Below are 19,190 nucleotides of genomic sequence, written 5' to 3'. Positions count from 1 at the left end.
CCAGCATTGATAATATAAGTACTATTTATAATAGTAATTTTGCCGGATAAAGAATGTGAAATGTTGATTTCAAATAGACATTTTCCGCATAAAAACTAACATATTCGTTGGAGTGCGACAAGATCAAGTACGTTTCCATGACCTCAACCCATCACTAGGTTTGATACGTAGAACGCTTGGCGATATCTCCGATGACCACAATCTCCAGCTGAAAACACACAACCCTCCATCGTTCCAGCGTTTGTCACCACGACCAGAAGCAGCTATGAAGTTAAGACTTCGCGCAGGCCGATCCACAAGGCACACACCCTTCCTTGCAACATCAGGTTCCAACCGAAGTCTCTTCAGGTTTAAGTCTACCGGGTTTTGTGAGTGGGGGAATAAATGGCGGCACAATGGTGCATCGGTCTGATGACCGGAACGGTAATGGACGGCAACGTCGACATCGCCATGCTGAAAACCGATGGACAAACCATCGAAGAGTTCGGCCCTTATACACTGGCAAGTTATCCCCCTGAGACCAACCAGCTGATCGCGGAAGCAATGGCTGCCGCTCAGGAGTGGAACTTTGCCTCCGAAGAACCAGAAATCTTCGCCCGGGCAGAAAAGGCATTGAGCGAAGGTCAGGCCCGTGCGATTTCACATTTCCTTTCAAAAAACTCCATTTCAACGCAAAATATTGCGTTGATCGGTTTTCACGGCCAAACCGTCTTGCACCGGGCACCGAAAGGTGGCCAGAAAGGTGCAACCCGTCAGCTAGGTGACGGTCAGATCATCGCTGATATGCTCGACATTCCAGTGATTTACGACTTCAGAACGCAGGACATAAAAGCAGGTGGACAAGGCGCACCCCTCGCAGCCATCTACCATCAGGCCCTCTTGAGAAGCGCTGGCCTCTCTGACGATCCAACGGATACCGCCATCCTGAACCTGGGCGGCGTCGGCAACATCTCATGGTGGGATGGGCATAACACCCTCATCGCCTTCGACACCGGCCCGGCCAATGCACCCATAAACGATTGGATTAGCTCCCATAATCGCGGTGACATGGACCGCGACGGCCTCATCGCAGCCAGCGGACAAGTCGACGAAGACCGCCTCAAAACGCTTCTCGAACACCCCTATCTCACCGAAGCCTTCCCCAAATCCCTCGACCGCAACAGCTTCACAAAAGACATGGCAACCGACCTTTCTCTGCAAGACGGCGCAGCAACGCTCACTGCATTTTCAGCAAGCGCAGTCGGCAAAGGGCTGGACATGCTACCAAAGCACCCGGCTCGCTTGGTAGCCTGCGGTGGCGGACGAAAAAACCCTCAGCTTCTGAAAGAGATCGAAGCGCGGGCAAACGTAAAAATCATTCAGGCAGAAGAACTTGGCTGGCGCGGTGATGCAGTGGAGGCCGAATGCTTCGCCTTCCTCGCCGCCAGATGTGATCGCAATTTACCAATCAGTTTCCCGGGAACCACAGGCGTTCCAGTGGCGATGTCAGGTGGTACAAAAGCAGTTCCGCACCAACACACCAGCTAGACGGACCTACCAAATGTAAAAAGGTGGGAGCTCTTGCCGCCGCGCAAAAGCTCCCACCGACCTCTTGTTTAAAGCTCAAAAGGTCTCACCGACAAATATCTATAAGAAAAGGTAAGCAGTATATTCTGGTCGCAACATTGTAGATAATTGATATCTTGAAATAATTTCAACCATCTGCAACACATTCAACATACTCGAAAGTTATTTTAACAAAAACCCCTCCAAACAACCAAAGCAACAACTGTTGCAATTCAGTACCTTGATGTTTATTCGAACACAAACAAGTAGTATTGCACAAATACACAACACAATACTTATAGTATCTATGTATATTTAACAGCCCAAACCGGCGGAACAGGCTCTAATCCATTGGCAATCCGACGAGAAGCGACATAAAGGCAGTTTGAATTTTCCCAAAGTCATGCTACCTCCTTTTTGAGGGAGGAGCCGTCTTTGAAGAGAAGAACTATCAACCGCATCGCCTTTGTTTCCAGCGATACGCCAGAAGCACTTGCTGCACGCCAAGCTCTTGAAAAGATGTACGGATCTGCTTCGCAAGACGACGCGGACGTCATTGTCGCGCTCGGCGGCGACGGAGTTATGCTCTCTTATCTACATAAGTTTATGAACAAAGGCATGCCGATCTACGGCATGAATCGCGGCTCAGTCGGCTTTCTCATGAACGAGTACAAAACCGACGGTTTGATCGAACGCCTTGAAAAAGCAGAGATAACGCCTCTCCATCCACTCAACATTGAAGCTGTCGACAAAGACGGAAATGAGTTCATCGCCCGCGCAATCAATGAAGTGTCTTTCCTGCGCAAATCGCATCAGGCTGCAAAGCTGCGCATCTCCGTTGATGGCCGCGTCCGTATGGAAGAGCTGGCATGTGATGGCATCATTATTTCAACCCCCCAGGGCAGCACAGCTTATAACCTGTCAGCCCACGGTCCGATCCTGCCGATTGACTCGCCCCTGATGGCACTTACCCCCATCAGTGCCTTCCGTCCAAGGCGTTGGCGCGGTGCCCTCCTCTCCACGCAGAACACCGTTAAAATTGAAGTGCTTGAGGCAGATAAGCGCCCGGTCAACGCAGCAGCTGATCACCGTGAGTTCCGAAATGTTATCAGCACGACAATCTATCAGGATGCAACAGCTCAAAGCTGCATCATGTTCGATAATGAACACAGCTGGGACGAACGTATCCTCTCTGAGATGTTTAAGTACTAAGACACAACCAGTTGATGCTGTGACCACAGCTAAATATGCTACAAGAAGCAACTTCGGGTTGGAATTGCTCGTAAAATAGTTAGATATTATTTCGAATTCGAAATATAATCGTGCCTACAGCAATGCAGGCTCAGGAATTACGCAGGACAATGACTTCTTTAACTGGTTCAGATAAATCTTCTCAGGAACGCATCCGCGTTCCAAACGACCTTTCCAAAAAAGTCAGGAAGATGTCGACCATTGAAGCTGCCAAATTCGATCCAGTCAAAGCAGCTGAAGAAGCCATCGAGAAACTCTCTGACAAGTTCGAAAGTTGGATGGGATCGGAAGTTGATTGCCTGAAAGAAACCCATCAGGCAGCACAAAGCGCTGATTTTACAGAGGAAACCTACGACGCATTATTCCGCTGCGCCCACGACATCAAAGGCCAGGCGGAAACTCTGGGCTTCCCTCTGATTGGCCGTGTTGCAAACAACCTGACACTGCTGCTCGTCGCCGCCAAAACACAAGAGAGTTTCCCCAAAGAGCTCATCTCTCAGCACGTAAGCGCAATCAATGCAATGATTTCTGAAGATGCTCGCGATGATACCAATCGGCTTGGTGTCGCGCTTGTAACAAGGCTGGAAGAAGCCAGTGCTCCACTTACAGAACTCGTTCCTAACTAATTAGCCCAGTAAATCGAGTAGCTTAAGCCACATCGCTTAGCATTTCAGCTACGCGTGTACGTGCACTTTCCCGCGCTGCCTCATTAGAGAGGCGGTGCAACAAGTCTTGCAGATCTCCCAAATCCTCAATCCCCAACTCATCTTCCAGCGCAATCAGATCACCCGCTACAATACGTGACTTGGACCAATGGTCGATCTGCATATTTTCGACCCGCTGCCAGCTGGCAATGCATTCCTGAAAAAGCGCATGCGTGCGATCTGGCAACCCTGCCGCTGACAAGACACGTCGCAACGGTGCACCAAATGGCGTCGCCAATGCGTCAAACACCTGATCCTCATCATAATCAGATAAGCGTGCGAGCGAGCTGGTAAGTAAGTTAAAACAGCCAGTTACCGCGGAACGAAGCAAAAGAACACTTGTCATCTGAGCAGAAACAACCAGATGCTCAACAAGCCCATGCAGCTCCTTGTCAGACGCACTCCAGGCCAGTGAAATTGTAGAACGGTCCTGCGCATCAGCGACCAGTTGCTCGGGAGCACGCATATTTCTTGCACCAAGCACCTGCGGATGATCCCCAAGTCCTTCAGTATAACGCCGCAGCATCATATGGCGGATTTGTAAGGGAACATCATCACGAGACATCAGAGCATCTTTCACGTCCCGGCTTTCACCAAATCGCGCAACAACACGCTCCATACTGTTAGGTGTGATCTCTGCTTTCTCATTTGCAAGCAAAGCAACACAGGCCTCTTCGCAAGCAACTTCACAGATAGCAGCAGACAGACCCACCGTGATCTCAGGCCGGCTGGCAACCGCAACACAACGCTGAGCAGAGCCTGTCGCAACAAGGTCCACCAGTTCACCTTCTGGAATAATCGTCGCACCAGAAAGCAAAGGCAGCGCAACTTCATCTTCGTCCACGAGCAAAGCAGAAATTATGTGAGAAGGAACAATCTTCGCAGCACCAAAGGCTTCTGCAAGTGCAACCCGAACCGCAACATCGCGATCATCAAGCAGGAAGGTCAATGCCGCTTCCGCTTCGCTATGCTCAGAGCTTTCAAGGTCAGAGTACAAAAAAGCACGTGCCAAAGTACCAGCCGCCTGTGCGCGACTTCCACTTGGCGCATACTGCACCCAATTCAGAAAACTCTTGATAATCATGGCACTCAGAAACCTGTATCCACCAACTATGGGTAGAAATAATTAATCATAATTCTTAAGGCTTCGTTCACCGCACCAGCAGTTTCTCGTAAAACTTACTTTTTGAAAGATTAGACCAGCAAGAAACGCCTGCAAGTCACAGGCTCTAGACCTTCTTACTTAAGGATTTTCCACTTGCTTGGGACGGCGCAAGAAATTTAGTCAGGTCCAAAGGCGCACCGGATGGTCTCGCAACTGGTTTTGGCGCAACAAACTGTTGGCTGATTGATTCCTGAACCTCAACTCCAGACCGTTTCGTCTCGCTAACAGCTTTGGACGCAGTTAGTGCTGCTGCTTCATCAGTCCGAAACAGGGACTGAAAAGGCGCCTCTTCTTTATCAACCGTCGTCGCACGCCACGCTGTCAGAATGCGGCTTTCAACACGATGGCTATCAATCGGTTTGGTAATCGGCCCTTTACGCACCCCAACTGCAGGGCGGTCAGCACCGGCAATCGTATCGTTGAAACGGCCAACCAATCGGTCATGCACATCGCTGACAGTCCGTGCTTGCCCATCCCTGTTGTAAAATACAGCCTTGTTGGACCGCGCCTGCAGCGGAAACAAGTCCGCAGCTGGATGTTCTGGGCGGTCCTGAACCGCGTTCAGAAGCCGCAGACCACCGTTCACACCAAGGAAGTGTGCAAGATAGAGCTCACCAGCGGAGGGGTCTCGTCCCAGATTTGAAGAGAGCCCGGAGGCGTTGTCTTTCGCTAAAGCACCGGCAACAAGCGAAGAGATATCAGGGTCATAACGCAAGTCCAGAAGCTGTTGCTTCAGGTGCTTGTTATCAACGCGGTACTTGCCATTTGCATCTACACGAATGTGCTGCGCATAATCTTGCAAGCCCAGCTCTTCACCATTTTTCTTGAGCGTCTCAAGCCAGGTAGACTCGATGAATTGGAATAACCCTGAGGCAGAGGAGGTTTTCGCTTTTGCATTCGGATCAAAGGAAGATTCACGTGCAGCCGCTTGCAGCAGAAAGTCAAAAGACGTGCCTGTTTTGGAACTGGCCTTTTGAAAAGCCGATTCAATACGCCCTGCTATGGAAGGATCGCCTGCAACCTTCACTAGAATCTGCCCCCTATGATACTATTAGTTAATATCCCTTAATATTAGTTAACAAATAGTTAAATTTTAATTTTACCCGACTGAACTCACTGAGTTATTTGAGTTAAAACAGATTTTTCGCCTATCCTGTTCTCTACGATTTATGCATTACAATTCAATTTCTGATTGGATTCGGAGAAAAGCAATGAACAGCCTGCTGAGCGTGAGGGCTTCAACATTCGATAAGACCGAAGAGCTGAAAGCTTTGAGGAATGTATCACTCGCCATCCTACCAGAAAAGCCCGTCAGCGAGTTCGAGCCTTATGGCCCGTCAAACACTCTGGCAGAGCTGGGCAAACACCACAATCTCTACCTCATGCTGAACGAACCATCAGAGAGCACGATCCTCTCAATGCTCAAGCCCTATGCTCATGTGAGGTCACGAGGCGTCATTCCAACCTTCGTCAAGTCTCGGGCCGATATTGAACGTTTGCACGCAATACTTTCAGTCTTTGAGGCCGAACACGCATTGCAGGATTGCATAATGAAGATCATTCCTGAACTTGGTAGATATCCTGTGGCGTTTCACAACCTCATGAACCTCTCCGACACTAGCCCGCGCCTAACCGCGCTGACATGGAATGAAGAAGCGCTGAAAGAGACACTGGATGCAAAACAGTCCAGAGATGAAAACAGAGGTTTGCTACCACCATTTCAGTATGCACAAACACAATGCCTGTTTGCTGCAAAATCGGCTCATCTGATTGCTTTGGATACAGCACCAACGGCAACTCCTGAGGACCTAGAAAAATCAACAGCCCTCGGCTTTACTGGGATGAACGCAAACACGCCTGAAGACGCGCAGCAGATACAGCAGGTATTTTCGAAATAAGAAAAGGGGCGCCTGAGCGCCCACCATCATGCTTTTTCTGGAAGGACCGGTCGATCCATCTGAAATACAGAATCGACTACCGAATAATCCATGTAGCCCAAGCGGGCCAAAGGCTTCATTTTTGCCACATTGAGCAAGCCGTTTTTGAGCACGCTTTCGTCGATATGCACACCAACAACCTGACCCAGTATAAGCCAACTGTTGGTCTCATTTCCGTCAATATCGACCAGACGCTGCACATTGACCAGCTTACATTCCAACGCAGTTTTCGCCTCTAAAACGCGCGGAGCTTTGAGCAACTTGGATGGCGCTGCTGTTAGACCGGATAGCTCGAACTCATCCACGCCAGAGCCAACCATTGCAGAGGACAGGTTCATCGCATCTGCAAGATCCAATGTGGCCTGGTTACAGACAAACTCACCAGTCTCTTCGATATTGCGGACAGAATCTTTGTAGCCGCTGGAGCCAAACACCACCATCGGAGGCGTATCACACACCGCATTGAAGAAGCTGTACGGAGCCAGATTACGCACGCCATCCTTAGACACAGTCGAAACCCAGCCAATCGGACGCGGAGCAACAACAGCCTTAAATGGATTGTGAGGCAATCCATGGGGCTTATTCGCTTCATAAAACATGTGCTTGCCTCAACTCCTACGCATCAACACCAGACGGAGAACTTTCAAAATATTCAGTCAATTGGGCAACATCAGGCCGAGGACGCTCATTCGGCACAACGCTCGGGCTTCCGATATGAATGAAGCCTGCAAATCGCTCGTCATCACGCGCACCCAGATAAGCAGCTGCCTCATCATCAAAAGCATACCACTCAGAAAGCCACTGACCTGCAAAACCCAGTGAAAAGCAGGCATTAAGGAGCGAAACGCAAACCGCCCCAACAGCAAGTTCCTGCTCCCAGACCGGAACTTTATGTTCCCGGTTTGGAGAAGACAGAACGCCAATAACCAACGGTGCACGCTTGAAACGCTCCAGCTCCATTGCCTTGGTGTTCTCCCCAAGAGGTCCCTGACGTTTTTCTGCAATTTCAGCAAGCTTTAGACCGATAGGGTCAGCCTGTGAATTGTCATAGATAACAAACCGCCAAGGAGAAATTTTCCCGTGATCTGGAACACGGCAGGCCATCTCAAGAAGCTCTGAAATTTGTGCTTGATTGGGACTAGGATGCACGAGTGTTGCAGCGAGATGGGAGCGACGAGTTTTGAGAAAACTCTTCAGTTCTGGAAGGTCTTTAGTTTCCACGGTCTCGATTCTTTTCAGGATTTCAACGATTAAAGCTACGCAATAGTCCTATACAGAATATCAACTGTGTCAATTAAAGGATGGTCTTGCCCCATTCTTGCCACATTGACTACCAATCCCCAACCCACTTAGTAAAAATTTATAAAACACTTCCAAATCACAGTTTGTCACTGTAATCTGATTTCACTCGATCGGGTGTCGGTTTTGTATTTACTGTCGCACACGGGTAACACTTTCTGAAGTAGTAGCGAGAGCACACGTGAAGTTAGAGCGGATATCGACGTTCAGCAAGGCGCTACAACGCGCAGCAACCGCCACAGCATTTTGTGCTGTATTGGCTGTGCTTGGAAACGCCGCTCAGGCTGCAGGTCCTATTCCTGTTTCCAAACCTGCTTTGCCATTCTCAAAGGAAGTACTGGACTTGGGCGCACAGCCAGACAAGACCATCGCTCCTCCTATCAGCTATGATCCGCTCAGCGGCTATCAGGGACAATCTCTTGCACCAACAATGGGTACGAGCTTCTTACCATATGCTCCCCCATCCGTAGGCGCAGAACAGGCACCTGTTGGCGCTCAACCTGTCCTCTATCTGGTAGCAAAGCTGGCTGAGGGAACACCAAACCTCACACGCGGCCTGAAATGGCGCGTCTACTCTTCAAAAGAAAATGATGATGGATCTTTGACCATGGTCGCGTCCTCTCAAGATCAGGACGCAGAATTCCGCCTCGATCCGGGTACGTACCTCGTACACACGTCTTTTGGCAAAGTCACAGCAACCACGCGCTATGAGCTTAAAAGCGGTGTGAAAACAGGAACAATCATCCTGAACGCAGGTGGCATTCGTCTGGACGCTGCTCTAGGCAACGATCAGCAGATGCCACGCAAAGATGTGCGCTTTAACATCTACGACATGACTTACGACACCACAGGCAACCGCGGTCTCATCGCTTCCGGCATTAAGCCGGGCGAACTTGTTCCAGTAAGCGCAGGCACCTACCACGTTGAAAGCCGCTACGGCGATATCAACGCTGTCGTACGCGCCGACATTCATGTTCAGGCAGGCAAGCTGACCGAAGCAACTCTTTACCATCAGGCAGGCAACATCACGCTGAAATTGGTGAGCGCTAAGAACAAGACGTCTTTGGCCAACACCTCTTGGACGATCCTTTCTCCAGGTGGCGACACAGTTGCAAGCGGCAATGGCGCATTCCTCGACCTCACCCTTGCAGCCGGAACCTATACGGTTATGGCGCGTAACAATGGTGAGATGTATCGCGAGGAGTTCACGGTCAATCCAAGTGTAAACAACGTAGAAGTGGAAGTGCTTGCAGAAAATCCCCTGTAAGGCTTACACAAGATCAAGAATGACCAAGGCGCCTCACTCGGCGCCTTTTTTATTGGCTCACGCAGACGTTAAGGAGGATGTCCTACGGAAGATAAAAGGTCTCCGCCTTTGGCGCCTCAACACAGTCCCGCAAACTCATAACAGTTGCCTGAAGTTCATCCATCATTTCTCGCTGGCTCTCGCATCCCTCTAAAACCTCAAAGGAAATAGGAGAGCCAATCCGCGCAAGAATGGTTTGTCCCAGAATGCTCTTGAACTCGCCTATGAGAAGCGACAATCGTAAACTCAGAGAAAAGCGACTGACCATGTGGAACAACGCCGAGTTCTGGCCCTCAAAATAAACCGGCAACACCGTTGCTCGCGCACTTCGAATGAGCTTGGCACTAAATGTTTTCCAAGGCAGCTCCTCAGCCCTGCCAAACGGCTTAGCAGCTGTAGCAACTCCACCTCCTGGAAAGATCACAATCACCACCCCTTCCCGCAGCAGTCTAAGGGCTTCCTGCCGTGTTTTCAGGTTGGTCCGCAAGGCTTCTTCGGTTTCTTCAAAATCTACCGGTAAGGCAAAAGGCCTGATCTCAGGCACCTTCAACAGCTCATTATTGATCAGCACGCGATAAGGACGGTTCAGCTGCTCAGCAAGTGAAAGGATCGCAATGCCATCTGCAATACCATACGGATGGTTTGCTATCAGCACCAAAGGCTTTCCATCTAGATCAGAGGGCGGCCAGTCGTGTCCAGAACATTCCACACACAGGTCAATCTGATCCAGCAGATCTCGCCAGAGCGCTCGATCAGAAACTGAGAAGCCTACTCGCCAACCCTCATAAAGGTCCAACAGCGCTCGTCTGCCAGAAAGACCTTCAATGCTGCGAATAAGCCACCGCTTCAATAAAGGATGATTATTATTGGCATAGCTCAAATCGGCGTGGTTCACGACATCCTCACTTCACATAACTCATTTTCATCTGAGCTGGCTTTGTAAGCTTTCGCAAACTTACGTGAAGTTTAGGCGACAGTGAGGCCAAAAAGAAAAAGGCTGGCAACAGAAACCTGCAGCCAGCCTTCAAAATTTCACTCAGTTGAAAAGATCAGGATGCCTGCTCTTTCAGGTCTGGAGCTGTTGCTTCATCAGTAAGGCTTGCCACCGCCTCATCCAATGTCATTGATGTTTGGTTACGCGAACCAAGACGACGGATGCTCACTGTCTTCTCTTCTGCTTCACGCTTACCAACTGCAATGATCACTGGGATCTTGGCATGAGAATGTTCACGAACCTTGTAGTTGATCTTCTCATTACGAAGATCCAACTCACCGCGCAAACCAGCTTTCTTCAGCGCCGCATGCACTTCTTTTGCATAATCATCTGCATCAGAAGTGATTGCTGCCACAACGAAGTGCTGAGGTGTCAGCCACAATGGGAAGTGACCTGCAAAGTTCTCAATGAGGATGCCAAGGAAGCGCTCCAGAGAACCACAGATCGCACGGTGGATCATCACCGGCTGCTTCTTCTCGCCATCGCTATCGACATAGAACGCACCAAAGCGCTCTGGCAACGTGAAGTCGACCTGAGTGGTACCGCACTGCCATTCACGACCAATCGCATCGCGCAGAGTGTACTCAAACTTAGGGCCGTAGAACGCACCCTCACCTTCAAGAATGCCTGTCTTGATCTTGCCGCCAGAGTTCGCTTCGATCTCCTTCAGCACTTCTCCCATCACAGCTTCAGCGTGATCCCAAACTTCATCAGAACCAACACGCTTTTCAGGACGGGTTGAGAGCTTCACAACAATCTCTTCAAACCCAAAGTCCTTGTAGACGGACATAATCAGGTCGTTGATCTTGTGGCATTCCGCAGCCATCTGTTCTTCAGTACAGAACACATGCGCATCATCCTGCGTAAACGCGCGAACACGCATCAAGCCATGCAACGCACCGGATGGCTCATAGCGGGAAACCGCACCGAATTCAGCCATACGCAGAGGCAGATCACGATAGGACTTCAGGCCGTGCTTGAAGATCTGGACGTGACCAGGACAGTTCATCGGCTTAATCGCGAAGACACGGTGGTCTTCGGTCTCAGTCGCAAACATGTTCTCGCGGTACCATTCCCAGTGACCGGAGGTTTCCCAGAGCGACTTATCCAGAATCTGAGGTGCATTCACTTCCTGATAGTCATCAGCAAGACGACGACGCATGTAGTTGGTCAGGTTCTGGAACAACTGCCAGCCCTTGTGATGCCAGAAGACAACACCCGGACCTTCCTCCTGGAAGTGGTACAGATCCATTTCGCGGCCAAGCTTACGGTGGTCGCGCTTCTCAGCTTCCTCAAGCATATGGAGGTAAGCTTTCAGGTCTTTCTCATTGGACCATGCAGTACCATAGATACGGGTCAGCATCTCATTGTTGGAATCGCCGCGCCAGTAAGCACCGGCAACAGTCATCAACTTGAATGCCTGACCGACCTGGCCAGTGGATGCCATATGCGGACCACGGCAAAGATCCAACCAGTCACCCTGCTTATAGATCTTAACGGTTTGATCTTCAGGAATCGCATCAACAAGCTCAACCTTGTAATCTTCACCCTTGGAAGCAAAGTATTCTTTCGCTTCGTCGCGGCTCCAGATTTCCTTGGTAAACTTCGCATTGCGCTGAATGATCTGCTGCATCTTCTTTTCGATTTTTGGCAGATCTTCAGGTGTAAATGGCGTTTCACGCTTAAAGTCGTAATAAAAACCGTTCTCGATAACAGGACCGATTGTAACCTGTGTATCAGGCCACAGCTCCTGCACAGCTTCTGCCATCACGTGCGCCGCATCGTGGCGGATCAATTCCAGCGCACGAGGGTCATCGCGAGTAACAAATTCAATCGCAGCACTTGCTGGAATAGGATCAGAAAGATCACGCAGCTCACCATCAATCGCGACGGCAACGGCTTTCTTCAAGAGAGATTTAGAAATGCTCCCTGCAACGTCAGCACCGGTGGAACCAGCGCCGTATTCGCGAACGGAATTGTCAGGGAAGGTCAATTGCAGCATATCAAGTCTCCAGCTCACTCCTGCAAACAAGGCAGGTAAGCGGTTTGGTGTTAATCATGGATTGCCTGAATAACCAATTCTTGAAGACGCGTCCAGATTATTTTAAGCGCGCCCAACTCTGTTTTCCTCGGGAGAGATCACCTAATCGACGGGTTACGCACCTTGAATTACCACTGGTTAGCAAGGGTTTAGCTAGCCTTCCCTCTCCCCACTCCGCATACTGCTTGCAACAACAGGATTCGCAAACTCCATCACAAGGAATGCATGATGCACACTCTACCAGCTGTCAGGAGCTGAGCATGACGACGCCAAAGCCAAAGCTCTACTTTGATTTGACCACCTTGAGGCAGAACCGCTCTACCTCATTGCAGGCAAATGGCGTCACCAGAACTCTCTATGAAACAGCCAAGCGCTTTTATAAGGATGACCTTGAAGTCACCTTCATTTGCCATGACGCCCGAACAAACGAATATGTGAGTGTGCAAGCCGATCCATTGTTTAAGGATGATGACCTTAACCCCGAACACCTGCCCGACTTGTTGGGCGCTCCAGTAAAAGCATTCCATCTGGAAAAATATAGAAACCGCAAGATCAAGGGACTGTTTCACAGGTTGCGACATACATTGCGCTCACATGCGGATGAAACCATCGGCGCGTATGATGGTGAAGCGCTGGGAGAACCACTCTCCGATATCGACGCTCCCTTCCTTTCATTGGGAAACCTGGAAGAAGCCCGGCGTCTAACGGAATATGTGAAGAGCCGCGCACCATATGTACCAGTCTACGTCATGATCCATGATATCTCCCCTTTACGCCTCAACGATCCTGAAGAAGACTTAGGCGCCAAACTTTGGCTGGAGCATTTACGGCGAACCGTCACTACAAGACCGCACGTTCTGGCAAACTCTGAGTACACGAGAAGCGATCTACTCAAATTTCTGGCAGAGCAGAAACTCCCCTCGCCTCAAAGCACAAGCGTTGTCCATTTGGCGCATGAATTTCAGGAAGCAGAGCCAATCTACCCCCTCAGACAACGCCCTGAAAATGGGTTCTTTTTGCTGCTAGGGGACATAAGGTATCGGAAAAATGCAAAACTCGTTTTTGATGCTTACTTACACATTTTAGAGCACGACGAAGACGCACCTCTACCACAGCTCATATGCGCAGGTGCAATTCCAAATGGCGCCTTCGCAAGCCTCAACAAAAATCAGAAATATACAGCTATTGGCAAGTACGTGACGATTGTCCAATCGCCCACGCAAGCTGAACTCACTGCCCTTTACAAAGAAGCAATTGCACTGGTCTATCCAAGCTTGTTTGAAGGATACGGCCTACCCGTCGGTGAAGCCCTTTGGATGGGAACACCTGTGCTTGCTTCCAATGCAACCTCAATTCCAGAAGTTGGCGGCGACCATTGCCGATATTTTGACCCACACAACTCTGAGGAACTGGCTGCCCTGATCCAATCAACATTGCAAACTAAGAACGCCTTGCGCGCAGAGCTACCTTTGAGGGCTGAGCTTCGGCAATGGCAGGATGTTAAAGAGGATATCTGGCAGGCTATTCAAAGCCACAACGCACCACCGGACAAACGATCATCCGTATCAAAGAGCATCTCACAAAAACTGGAAGAAATTTAGTTCGGCTTAGCTTGATCGCGTTTGAAGATCTTCACCAACTGAAAGTACTCACAAACCAGCTTCATATCTTGAGCAAAGACACCGTTCCGCTCAAAATATTCACGATGCGCATCCTGCCAAAATTCAAGACTAAGATCGCCTTCACCTTCCAGCACAGCCCAAATCTCATCAATCTCGTTGAACTGGCGCACATCAACCGTGACCATCTCAATGACGCAAGCGGCTTGCCCCTTACCATCAAGAATAACGAACTGATCGCCCGGCTGAGGAAGCGGTTCCCCTTCCTTCTCATAGGAAAGCAGATCACCACAGGTAGCTGTCTTTGTTCCATTCAGAACAAGCTCAAGCAAGCTGTCAGCTAGCTCAGGGCTGTCGCCAAAAGCATAACTCGGGAGGTCTTCAAAACCTTCAATAGACATGCGTCTTTACCGTAACAAACTGATTTTATGAAAGAAAAATGGTGGAGGAGGTTGGATTCGAACCAACGTAGGCATAGCCAGCGGATTTACAGTCCGCCCCCTTTAGCCACTCGGGCACTCCTCCGTCGCATTGGCCAAGTTGGCCGCGCCGTGTGAGGACGGGTTATCTTCATTTGAGCCCCTCTTGTCAACGCTCCTTTGAAATTTGGATTGGGAAAACATAGGAAAAAACGTTTTTGACCTCCAATCTGTGAACAACACGCCTCTACGCAGCCTTCGCATAGGCAAAAGCACGTATTACGCGCGCAAAAATTTCATGAATTTCAACACCAGCAGATAGCTTTTCATTAAGCCAAGAACTGGGAACCACTGCTAGTTGCTGGACGCAACTCTACATTAAGCCATTATCTTCAAATGAAATTATGAGTTTCTGTATTGGAGTGCGTACCACACTGATCATCCAAAGGTATTCAAATGAGCAGGCATTGGCTTTTCACATATATTGTCGTCACAGGGTTTGCGCTCACGTCCAGTGCGCTTCCTGCTCACACTCAAATATCTGTTGAACCCTCTCTTGGAACCTCTGGGACTGTTGAAGCAGAACCAGACAACGCAGAAGAGGACCCATCCATGATGAGTGGCATGCCAGAATACCAAATGAGCACCCCCCAAGACATGCCGGTACCATCCGAACCGACGAATGATCCAACCGCTACTGACAGTGAGCAAAACCAGGAAGATAAAGGAAGTTTTTGGCCACAGTTCCTTCAGTAGCCTTTGAACCCAATTAAACAGCGGCAAGAATGAAAACAGGATAACCCGATGAAACTCTTAGCAATCCTGAGCGCCAGCGCAATCTTGTTCATGCATTCATCTGATCTGGTAGCAGTTGCACAGGTTACGGGAGATGGCCCGCCCGTCCCGACCAGCAAAAGCCTCCAAAGCGACATCCACACACTCGCAGAAACTGGAAGTGACGCCTCCGCTGTTAAGGCCGCCGAGCAATGGCTAGGTAAATCATTGAATTTCGCCTGGACGATTACAAAGGAAGGCGCAGAGGCGATTGAAGAGAAATTCACGACCTTCATTTGCAACAGTGAAGCACTGGCGTGGAACACCACCTCAAAACTTGGTAAAAGCAAAGGGTCTGCGACCTACACCGTACAGCAGATCACACCAGATATTACTCAGATTTCTTGGAAGGATAATCCGCAGGAATCCAATCTCGGCTGGGTTTGGACATTAGATGCTGCCAGCGGCAAGGCCTATGGCGTCGTCATCAACTCACAACCCTATGAAAACCTCTCTATAGAAGGAGAGTTTGCGGTTCTGCCGGTCCTAACCGAAGAAGAGAAAAGTGCATTCTCCTGTCCATAGGCAGAGAAACGGCTTCTAGTCCTGCAGATCAAAACGCGTCTTGGGGTCAATATGGCGCCCAGTCCAATGCCCATAGCGCCAGGGCAAATACCATCTGGATTGCTCAGGCAGACTGGCAGGAACAGGATCATACCCACTCGCTCCATATGGATTACAACGAATGATCCGCGACAACCCAATCCAGCCACCACGCCAGAAGCCAAAACGCACCATCGCCTCAGCTGTATAATGTGAGCAGGAAGGCTGATAGCGACACGCTCGCCCGAGTATCAGCGATAAACTGTGTTGGTAAACCCAAATAAGCCCGATACCAACTCGCACCATCAGGCTGGCAGGCCTCTCTTTAGGGAGCGGTTCGGGTTTACACATCTTAGTTTGCCTTAAGCAACGGTAGCTTCAACATCATCAAGCGCTTTCACCAAAGCTTCAAACGCAAGCATGGTGGACGCATGACGCGCTTTATAATCGCGCACCGGTTCAAGGAAAGACAGATCAGCAAAACGACCGGTCGGAGGTGGCCCATTTTCCTTCAACATCGCATGGAGCTGCGCATAAGCCTCCCGGATTTCGGAGGGTGAGGCCCCAATAACATGTTGGCCTAAAATAGAGGCGGATGCTTGCCCAAGCGCGCACGCTTTCACGTCCTGCGCAAAAGAGGCTATTAGACCATCGGCTACACAAACCTCAACGCTCACCGTCGAACCACAAAGCCGTGAGTGTGCTTTTGCCTGAGCTTGCGGGGCATCAAGATGTCCCAACAGAGGGATATTCCCTGCAAACTCAAGGATCTTAGTATTGTAAATGTCGTCCAACATGCAAAACTCTGGCTACTATTCTGACACTCGCTTTATAACTCGAAGCGACCTTGGATCACTCAGTAGTAAGGGAAGACCCTTTCCTAACCAAGACATCTATCTTATATAGGTGGTGCTGCCGAGACCTTGCTAGAGGTCAAAAGCGGAATATCGCAATCTAGCACACATTACCTAGAAGAAACCATAGGTGCCAATTTATTGGCTGTCTAAACGGGTTGTCGTAGTTTATACCCTGCGCCATACTCGCATCTCCTTAGGTAAGATATAGATTTGCGTATGACAATGGGAAGAGCCTGAACTGAAAACAGGCCGACAAAAATAGTTGTTGCGCAGGAACCTATGGCGGGTTCAGTGTTTTTTTAAGAGAAGTATGTCTTAATTTACACTCATCGCCTGCGTATTGTTGGAGACATAATATGGACGCTGTTTTGAGACCGGTTACAGAAACCGATCCCACGGCTACAGAAGACAACAAGCTCCCCAACCGCCCTAGCCGGGCTGAAGCTGAGGCTGCTGCGCGCGTACTTCTTCAATGGATCGGTGACGATACCGAACGTGAAGGACTGCTGGATACGCCAAAACGCGTGGTAAAAGCCTACGAAGATCTTTTTTCTGGATACAAAGAAGATCCTCGCGAGCATTTGGAACGTACCTTCGAAGAAGTCGGTGGTTACAATGATATTGTGCTGCTGAAAGATATCTCTTTCACTTCTTTCTGTGAACATCATGTGCTGCCGTTCACCGGAAAAGCGCATATCGCTTATTATCCAGATCATGCTGTGGTTGGTCTTTCCAAGATCGCGCGTGTTGTAGAAATTTACGCACGTCGCCTTCAGACACAGGAACATCTGACCGTTCAGATCGCAACAGCATTGGAAGAGTATCTGGCTCCTCGTGGCGTCGCCGTCATGATTGAGGCAGAACACCAGTGCATGTCTATGCGTGGCATCCAAAAGCAAGGTGTATCAACACTCACCAACCGGTTCTCTGGTGTTTTTGAAGATAACGCGTCTGAACAGGTACGCTTTATGACAATGGTCCGTTCGTAAGCTCGGACCATTCATCACAAAATTCGAGCATTTCATGTCGACGAATATTAAAGCCGACGGCTTCGCGCCGCGTGCTGACAAAAAAGCAATTGAGCTGGGCGATGAGCTCTGCCCAAAATTTGATGACAACGGTCTGATCGCGGCTGCAGTCACGGATTTCAAGAGCGGTGAGCTGCTCATGGTGGGTTACATGAACACCGAGAGCCTGCGTCGCACCATTGAAACTGGCGAGGCTTGGTACTGGAGCCGCTCCAGACAGGAATACTGGAAAAAGGGCGGCACGTCCGGTCAGGTGCAGGAAGTCATTGAAATCCGGACTGATTGCGATCAGGACGCCATATGGCTGCGTGTCAAAGTGCACGGCAACGGCGCAACCTGTCACGTCGGCTATCGCTCCTGTTTCTTCCGCAAAGTGAACAGCAGCGATACAGGGGATGTCTGGCTGGAGAAGACGGAAGTCGCTCCGGTATATGACCCCCAAGAAGTTTACGGGAAAAAACAATAGGTTTCTCTGTGCCCCGATTCAGTCTTTTTATAGGTTTAAATAGCATAGTTACCCCAAGGTAATTTTGATTATTCAACCGTTGAAAGACAGTCGGGGAGATAGAAGTGCTGCAAAATCTACCTCTGTGGCCAAACAGCAAACAGCCTGTAGAAGAAGAACCTGAGACACCGCTCAACACACCTGAGCCAGAGATCACACCAGGTATCGGACTGGCTCTGGGCGGCGGTGCGGCCCGTGGTTGGGCACATATCGGCGTACTCAAAGCCCTTTCAGAAGCAGGCATTCAACCAGACTTTATAGCTGGCACGTCCATTGGCGCTGTTGTCGGTGGCTGTTATCTCTGCGGCAAACTGGATCAACTCGAAGAGTGGGTCGTTTCACTCTCTCGCCGCAGGGTCTTCAGCATGGTCGACCTTTCCTTCGGCGGTTCCGGTCTTATCTCAGGCAAAAAAGTCCTCTCATTGTTCGAAGACCACTTCGGCGGTATCATGATCGAGGATCTGGATCGACCATTTGCGGCCGTTGCAACGGAGCTGGGCACGGGACACGAAATCTGGTTGAAGAAGGGTCCACTCACACAGGCTATGCGGTGTTCCACCTCCCTCCCCGGCGTGTTCGAGCCGGTCGCCTATGGCGGTCGTTGGCTGGTGGATGGCGCGTTGGTCAATCCAATCCCGGTTTCCGTCTGCCGCGCGATGGGCGCACGAGCTGTGATCGCAGTCAACCTCAACTCTGACACTTTCGGTCGAGGCTCTACGGTTGTCCATGAACTGCCCCCAATCCCGAAAGATATGATCCCGGAAATCGATAGCAAGCTCCAGAAAGATCCGGGCGGCGCAATCAAGCGCGTGCTGCGACGTCAAATATTCGGCGGGAAGCCAAAAGGATTGCCGGGCATATCCGGTGTGATGATGGACAGCTACAACATCATTCAGGACAGGATCGGGCGCTCACGACTTGCAGGTGACCCACCAGACAACATCCTGACACTACGTCTCTCACATCTGGGTTTGTTCGACTTCCATCGCGGTGAAGAGGCAATTCGCGTCGGTTACGAAACCACTTGCCGTGCGTTGCCAGAACTCCATCAACTTGCAGAAGTGCAGCCTTAACTTGGCGTTCTGCACGCCCAAGCCAATAACAATGAATGGGTAAGTACCAGGCTGGATTGGAACTGCTGTG

Annotated in this window: 20 protein-coding genes and 1 tRNA gene; 11 read left to right on the top strand and 10 right to left on the bottom strand. The window is 50.1% G+C overall.

Annotated features, from left to right (window positions below):
* Nucleotides 1-384 precede the first annotated feature (384 nt).
* The 3 genes from BM231_RS17900 to BM231_RS17890 all read left to right on the top strand — a co-directional run bounded on the left by BM231_RS17900 (nt 385) and on the right by BM231_RS17890 (nt 3,422).
* Nucleotides 385-1,527 (top strand): anhydro-N-acetylmuramic acid kinase, encoded by a 1,143-nt coding sequence (locus BM231_RS17900; RefSeq protein WP_093521465.1) that lies wholly within the window; start codon nt 385-387, stop codon nt 1,525-1,527.
* 453 nt (nt 1,528-1,980) lie between these two features.
* The gene (locus tag BM231_RS17895; RefSeq protein ID WP_093521461.1) at nt 1,981-2,757 is read left to right on the top strand and encodes an NAD kinase; all 777 of its coding nucleotides are present in this window, start codon (nt 1,981-1,983) and stop codon (nt 2,755-2,757) included.
* Between the two features lie 149 nt (nt 2,758-2,906).
* On the top strand, nt 2,907-3,422 hold the full coding sequence (locus BM231_RS17890) for an Hpt domain-containing protein (protein ID WP_208860473.1): 516 nt from the start codon (nt 2,907-2,909) through the stop codon (nt 3,420-3,422).
* 22 nt (nt 3,423-3,444) lie between these two features.
* On the opposite strand, the gene BM231_RS17885 is transcribed toward BM231_RS17890, so the two are convergent.
* Nucleotides 3,445-4,584, bottom strand: a complete 1,140-nt coding sequence (locus tag BM231_RS17885; protein WP_093521459.1) for a DUF2336 domain-containing protein — start codon at nt 4,582-4,584, stop codon at nt 3,445-3,447.
* 145 nt (nt 4,585-4,729) lie between these two features.
* Nucleotides 4,730-5,692 (bottom strand): lytic transglycosylase domain-containing protein, encoded by a 963-nt coding sequence (locus BM231_RS17880; RefSeq protein ID WP_093521458.1) that lies wholly within the window; start codon nt 5,690-5,692, stop codon nt 4,730-4,732.
* 184 nt (nt 5,693-5,876) lie between these two features.
* Between BM231_RS17880 and BM231_RS17875 the strand changes: the two genes are divergently transcribed.
* Complete coding sequence (locus BM231_RS17875; protein WP_093521457.1) at nt 5,877-6,563, top strand: citrate lyase subunit beta; 687 nt, start codon at nt 5,877-5,879, stop codon at nt 6,561-6,563.
* Nucleotides 6,564-6,589: 26 nt separating this feature from the next.
* Here the strand turns inward: BM231_RS17875 and BM231_RS17870 are convergent, their stop codons facing one another.
* Together BM231_RS17870 and BM231_RS17865 are read right to left on the bottom strand one after the other, a co-directional pair.
* Nucleotides 6,590-7,201: a flavin reductase family protein gene (locus BM231_RS17870; RefSeq protein ID WP_093521456.1), complete on the bottom strand. Its 612-nt coding sequence runs from the start codon at nt 7,199-7,201 to the stop codon at nt 6,590-6,592.
* 16 nt (nt 7,202-7,217) lie between these two features.
* Nucleotides 7,218-7,823 carry a nitroreductase family protein gene (locus BM231_RS17865; RefSeq protein ID WP_093521455.1) on the bottom strand — a complete coding sequence of 202 codons (606 nt, stop codon included), beginning with the start codon at nt 7,821-7,823 and terminating at the stop codon, nt 7,218-7,220.
* A 259-nt stretch (nt 7,824-8,082) separates the two neighbouring features.
* Between BM231_RS17865 and BM231_RS17860 the strand changes: the two genes are divergently transcribed.
* Nucleotides 8,083-9,168 (top strand): hypothetical protein, encoded by a 1,086-nt coding sequence (locus BM231_RS17860; RefSeq protein ID WP_093521446.1) that lies wholly within the window; start codon nt 8,083-8,085, stop codon nt 9,166-9,168.
* A gap of 82 nt (nt 9,169-9,250) precedes the next feature.
* On the opposite strand, the gene BM231_RS17855 is transcribed toward BM231_RS17860, so the two are convergent.
* Together BM231_RS17855 and thrS are read right to left on the bottom strand one after the other, a co-directional pair.
* Nucleotides 9,251-10,102 carry a 1-acyl-sn-glycerol-3-phosphate acyltransferase gene (locus BM231_RS17855; RefSeq protein WP_093521445.1) on the bottom strand — a complete coding sequence of 284 codons (852 nt, stop codon included), beginning with the start codon at nt 10,100-10,102 and terminating at the stop codon, nt 9,251-9,253.
* 154 nt (nt 10,103-10,256) lie between these two features.
* A complete protein-coding gene (gene thrS, locus BM231_RS17850; RefSeq protein ID WP_063312117.1) occupies nt 10,257-12,203 on the bottom strand; it encodes a threonine--tRNA ligase in 1,947 nt (648 codons plus the stop codon).
* 299 nt (nt 12,204-12,502) lie between these two features.
* Between thrS and BM231_RS17845 the strand changes: the two genes are divergently transcribed.
* On the top strand, nt 12,503-13,843 hold the full coding sequence (locus tag BM231_RS17845) for a glycosyltransferase family 4 protein (RefSeq protein WP_208860472.1): 1,341 nt from the start codon (nt 12,503-12,505) through the stop codon (nt 13,841-13,843).
* Here BM231_RS17845 and BM231_RS17840 read toward each other — a convergent pair.
* Nucleotides 13,840-14,262 carry an ASCH domain-containing protein gene (locus BM231_RS17840; protein WP_063312119.1) on the bottom strand — a complete coding sequence of 141 codons (423 nt, stop codon included), beginning with the start codon at nt 14,260-14,262 and terminating at the stop codon, nt 13,840-13,842. The genes BM231_RS17845 and BM231_RS17840 overlap by 4 nt on opposite strands.
* 39 nt (nt 14,263-14,301) lie before the next feature.
* Nucleotides 14,302-14,386, bottom strand: a tRNA-Tyr gene (locus tag BM231_RS17835).
* Nucleotides 14,387-14,736: 350 nt separating this feature from the next.
* On the opposite strand from BM231_RS17835, the gene BM231_RS17830 reads away from it, so the two are divergent.
* Together BM231_RS17830 and BM231_RS17825 are read left to right on the top strand one after the other, a co-directional pair.
* Entirely contained in the window at nt 14,737-15,036 is a 300-nt protein-coding gene (locus tag BM231_RS17830) for a hypothetical protein (RefSeq protein ID WP_093521433.1), read from the top strand.
* 48 nt (nt 15,037-15,084) lie between these two features.
* Nucleotides 15,085-15,639, top strand: a complete 555-nt coding sequence (locus BM231_RS17825; protein WP_093521430.1) for a hypothetical protein — start codon at nt 15,085-15,087, stop codon at nt 15,637-15,639.
* Between the two features lie 15 nt (nt 15,640-15,654).
* Here the strand turns inward: BM231_RS17825 and yidD are convergent, their stop codons facing one another.
* The gene (gene yidD / locus BM231_RS17820) at nt 15,655-16,008 is read right to left on the bottom strand and encodes a membrane protein insertion efficiency factor YidD (protein ID WP_093521422.1); all 354 of its coding nucleotides are present in this window, start codon (nt 16,006-16,008) and stop codon (nt 15,655-15,657) included.
* An 11-nt stretch (nt 16,009-16,019) separates the two neighbouring features.
* Complete coding sequence (locus BM231_RS17815; RefSeq protein ID WP_093521420.1) at nt 16,020-16,454, bottom strand: iron-sulfur cluster assembly scaffold protein; 435 nt, start codon at nt 16,452-16,454, stop codon at nt 16,020-16,022.
* A gap of 416 nt (nt 16,455-16,870) precedes the next feature.
* Here BM231_RS17815 and folE point away from each other — a divergent pair, with 416 nt between their 5' ends.
* From folE to BM231_RS17800, 3 genes are all read left to right on the top strand, one after another.
* A complete protein-coding gene (gene folE / locus BM231_RS17810) occupies nt 16,871-17,503 on the top strand; it encodes a GTP cyclohydrolase I FolE (RefSeq protein WP_057462520.1) in 633 nt (210 codons plus the stop codon).
* A gap of 34 nt (nt 17,504-17,537) precedes the next feature.
* Complete coding sequence (hisI, locus tag BM231_RS17805) at nt 17,538-18,008, top strand: phosphoribosyl-AMP cyclohydrolase (RefSeq protein WP_093521418.1); 471 nt, start codon at nt 17,538-17,540, stop codon at nt 18,006-18,008.
* Nucleotides 18,009-18,115: 107 nt separating this feature from the next.
* Nucleotides 18,116-19,120, top strand: coding sequence for a patatin-like phospholipase family protein (locus BM231_RS17800; RefSeq protein ID WP_425287820.1), 1,005 nt, complete (start codon nt 18,116-18,118; stop codon nt 19,118-19,120).
* The last annotated feature ends 70 nt before the right edge of the window (nt 19,121-19,190 follow it).

The sequence above is a fragment of the Pseudovibrio ascidiaceicola genome, from assembly GCF_900114245.1.
Lineage (GTDB): Bacteria > Pseudomonadota > Alphaproteobacteria > Rhizobiales > Stappiaceae > Pseudovibrio > Pseudovibrio ascidiaceicola.
The sequence above is the reverse complement of the archived record's forward strand: the minus strand, read 5'-3'. Positions and strand labels throughout refer to the sequence as shown.

What these genes read in the sequence shown, in the direction of transcription:
- BM231_RS17900 (WP_093521465.1), top strand. Translation starts at nt 385, where the DNA reads ATGGCGGCACAATGGTGCATCGGTCTGATGACCGGAACGGTAATGGAC.
- BM231_RS17890 (WP_208860473.1), top strand. Translation starts at nt 2,907, where the DNA reads ATGACTTCTTTAACTGGTTCAGATAAATCTTCTCAGGAACGCATCCGC.
- BM231_RS17885 (WP_093521459.1), bottom strand. Translation starts at nt 4,584, where the DNA reads ATGATTATCAAGAGTTTTCTGAATTGGGTGCAGTATGCGCCAAGTGGA.
- BM231_RS17875 (WP_093521457.1), top strand. Translation starts at nt 5,877, where the DNA reads ATGAACAGCCTGCTGAGCGTGAGGGCTTCAACATTCGATAAGACCGAA.
- BM231_RS17870 (WP_093521456.1), bottom strand. Translation starts at nt 7,201, where the DNA reads ATGTTTTATGAAGCGAATAAGCCCCATGGATTGCCTCACAATCCATTT.
- thrS (WP_063312117.1), bottom strand. Translation starts at nt 12,203, where the DNA reads ATGCTGCAATTGACCTTCCCTGACAATTCCGTTCGCGAATACGGCGCT.
- BM231_RS17845 (WP_208860472.1), top strand. Translation starts at nt 12,503, where the DNA reads ATGACGACGCCAAAGCCAAAGCTCTACTTTGATTTGACCACCTTGAGG.
- BM231_RS17840 (WP_063312119.1), bottom strand. Translation starts at nt 14,262, where the DNA reads ATGTCTATTGAAGGTTTTGAAGACCTCCCGAGTTATGCTTTTGGCGAC.
- BM231_RS17830 (WP_093521433.1), top strand. Translation starts at nt 14,737, where the DNA reads ATGAGCAGGCATTGGCTTTTCACATATATTGTCGTCACAGGGTTTGCG.
- BM231_RS17825 (WP_093521430.1), top strand. Translation starts at nt 15,085, where the DNA reads ATGAAACTCTTAGCAATCCTGAGCGCCAGCGCAATCTTGTTCATGCAT.
- yidD (WP_093521422.1), bottom strand. Translation starts at nt 16,008, where the DNA reads ATGTGTAAACCCGAACCGCTCCCTAAAGAGAGGCCTGCCAGCCTGATG.
- BM231_RS17815 (WP_093521420.1), bottom strand. Translation starts at nt 16,454, where the DNA reads ATGTTGGACGACATTTACAATACTAAGATCCTTGAGTTTGCAGGGAAT.
- folE (WP_057462520.1), top strand. Translation starts at nt 16,871, where the DNA reads ATGGACGCTGTTTTGAGACCGGTTACAGAAACCGATCCCACGGCTACA.
- hisI (WP_093521418.1), top strand. Translation starts at nt 17,538, where the DNA reads ATGTCGACGAATATTAAAGCCGACGGCTTCGCGCCGCGTGCTGACAAA.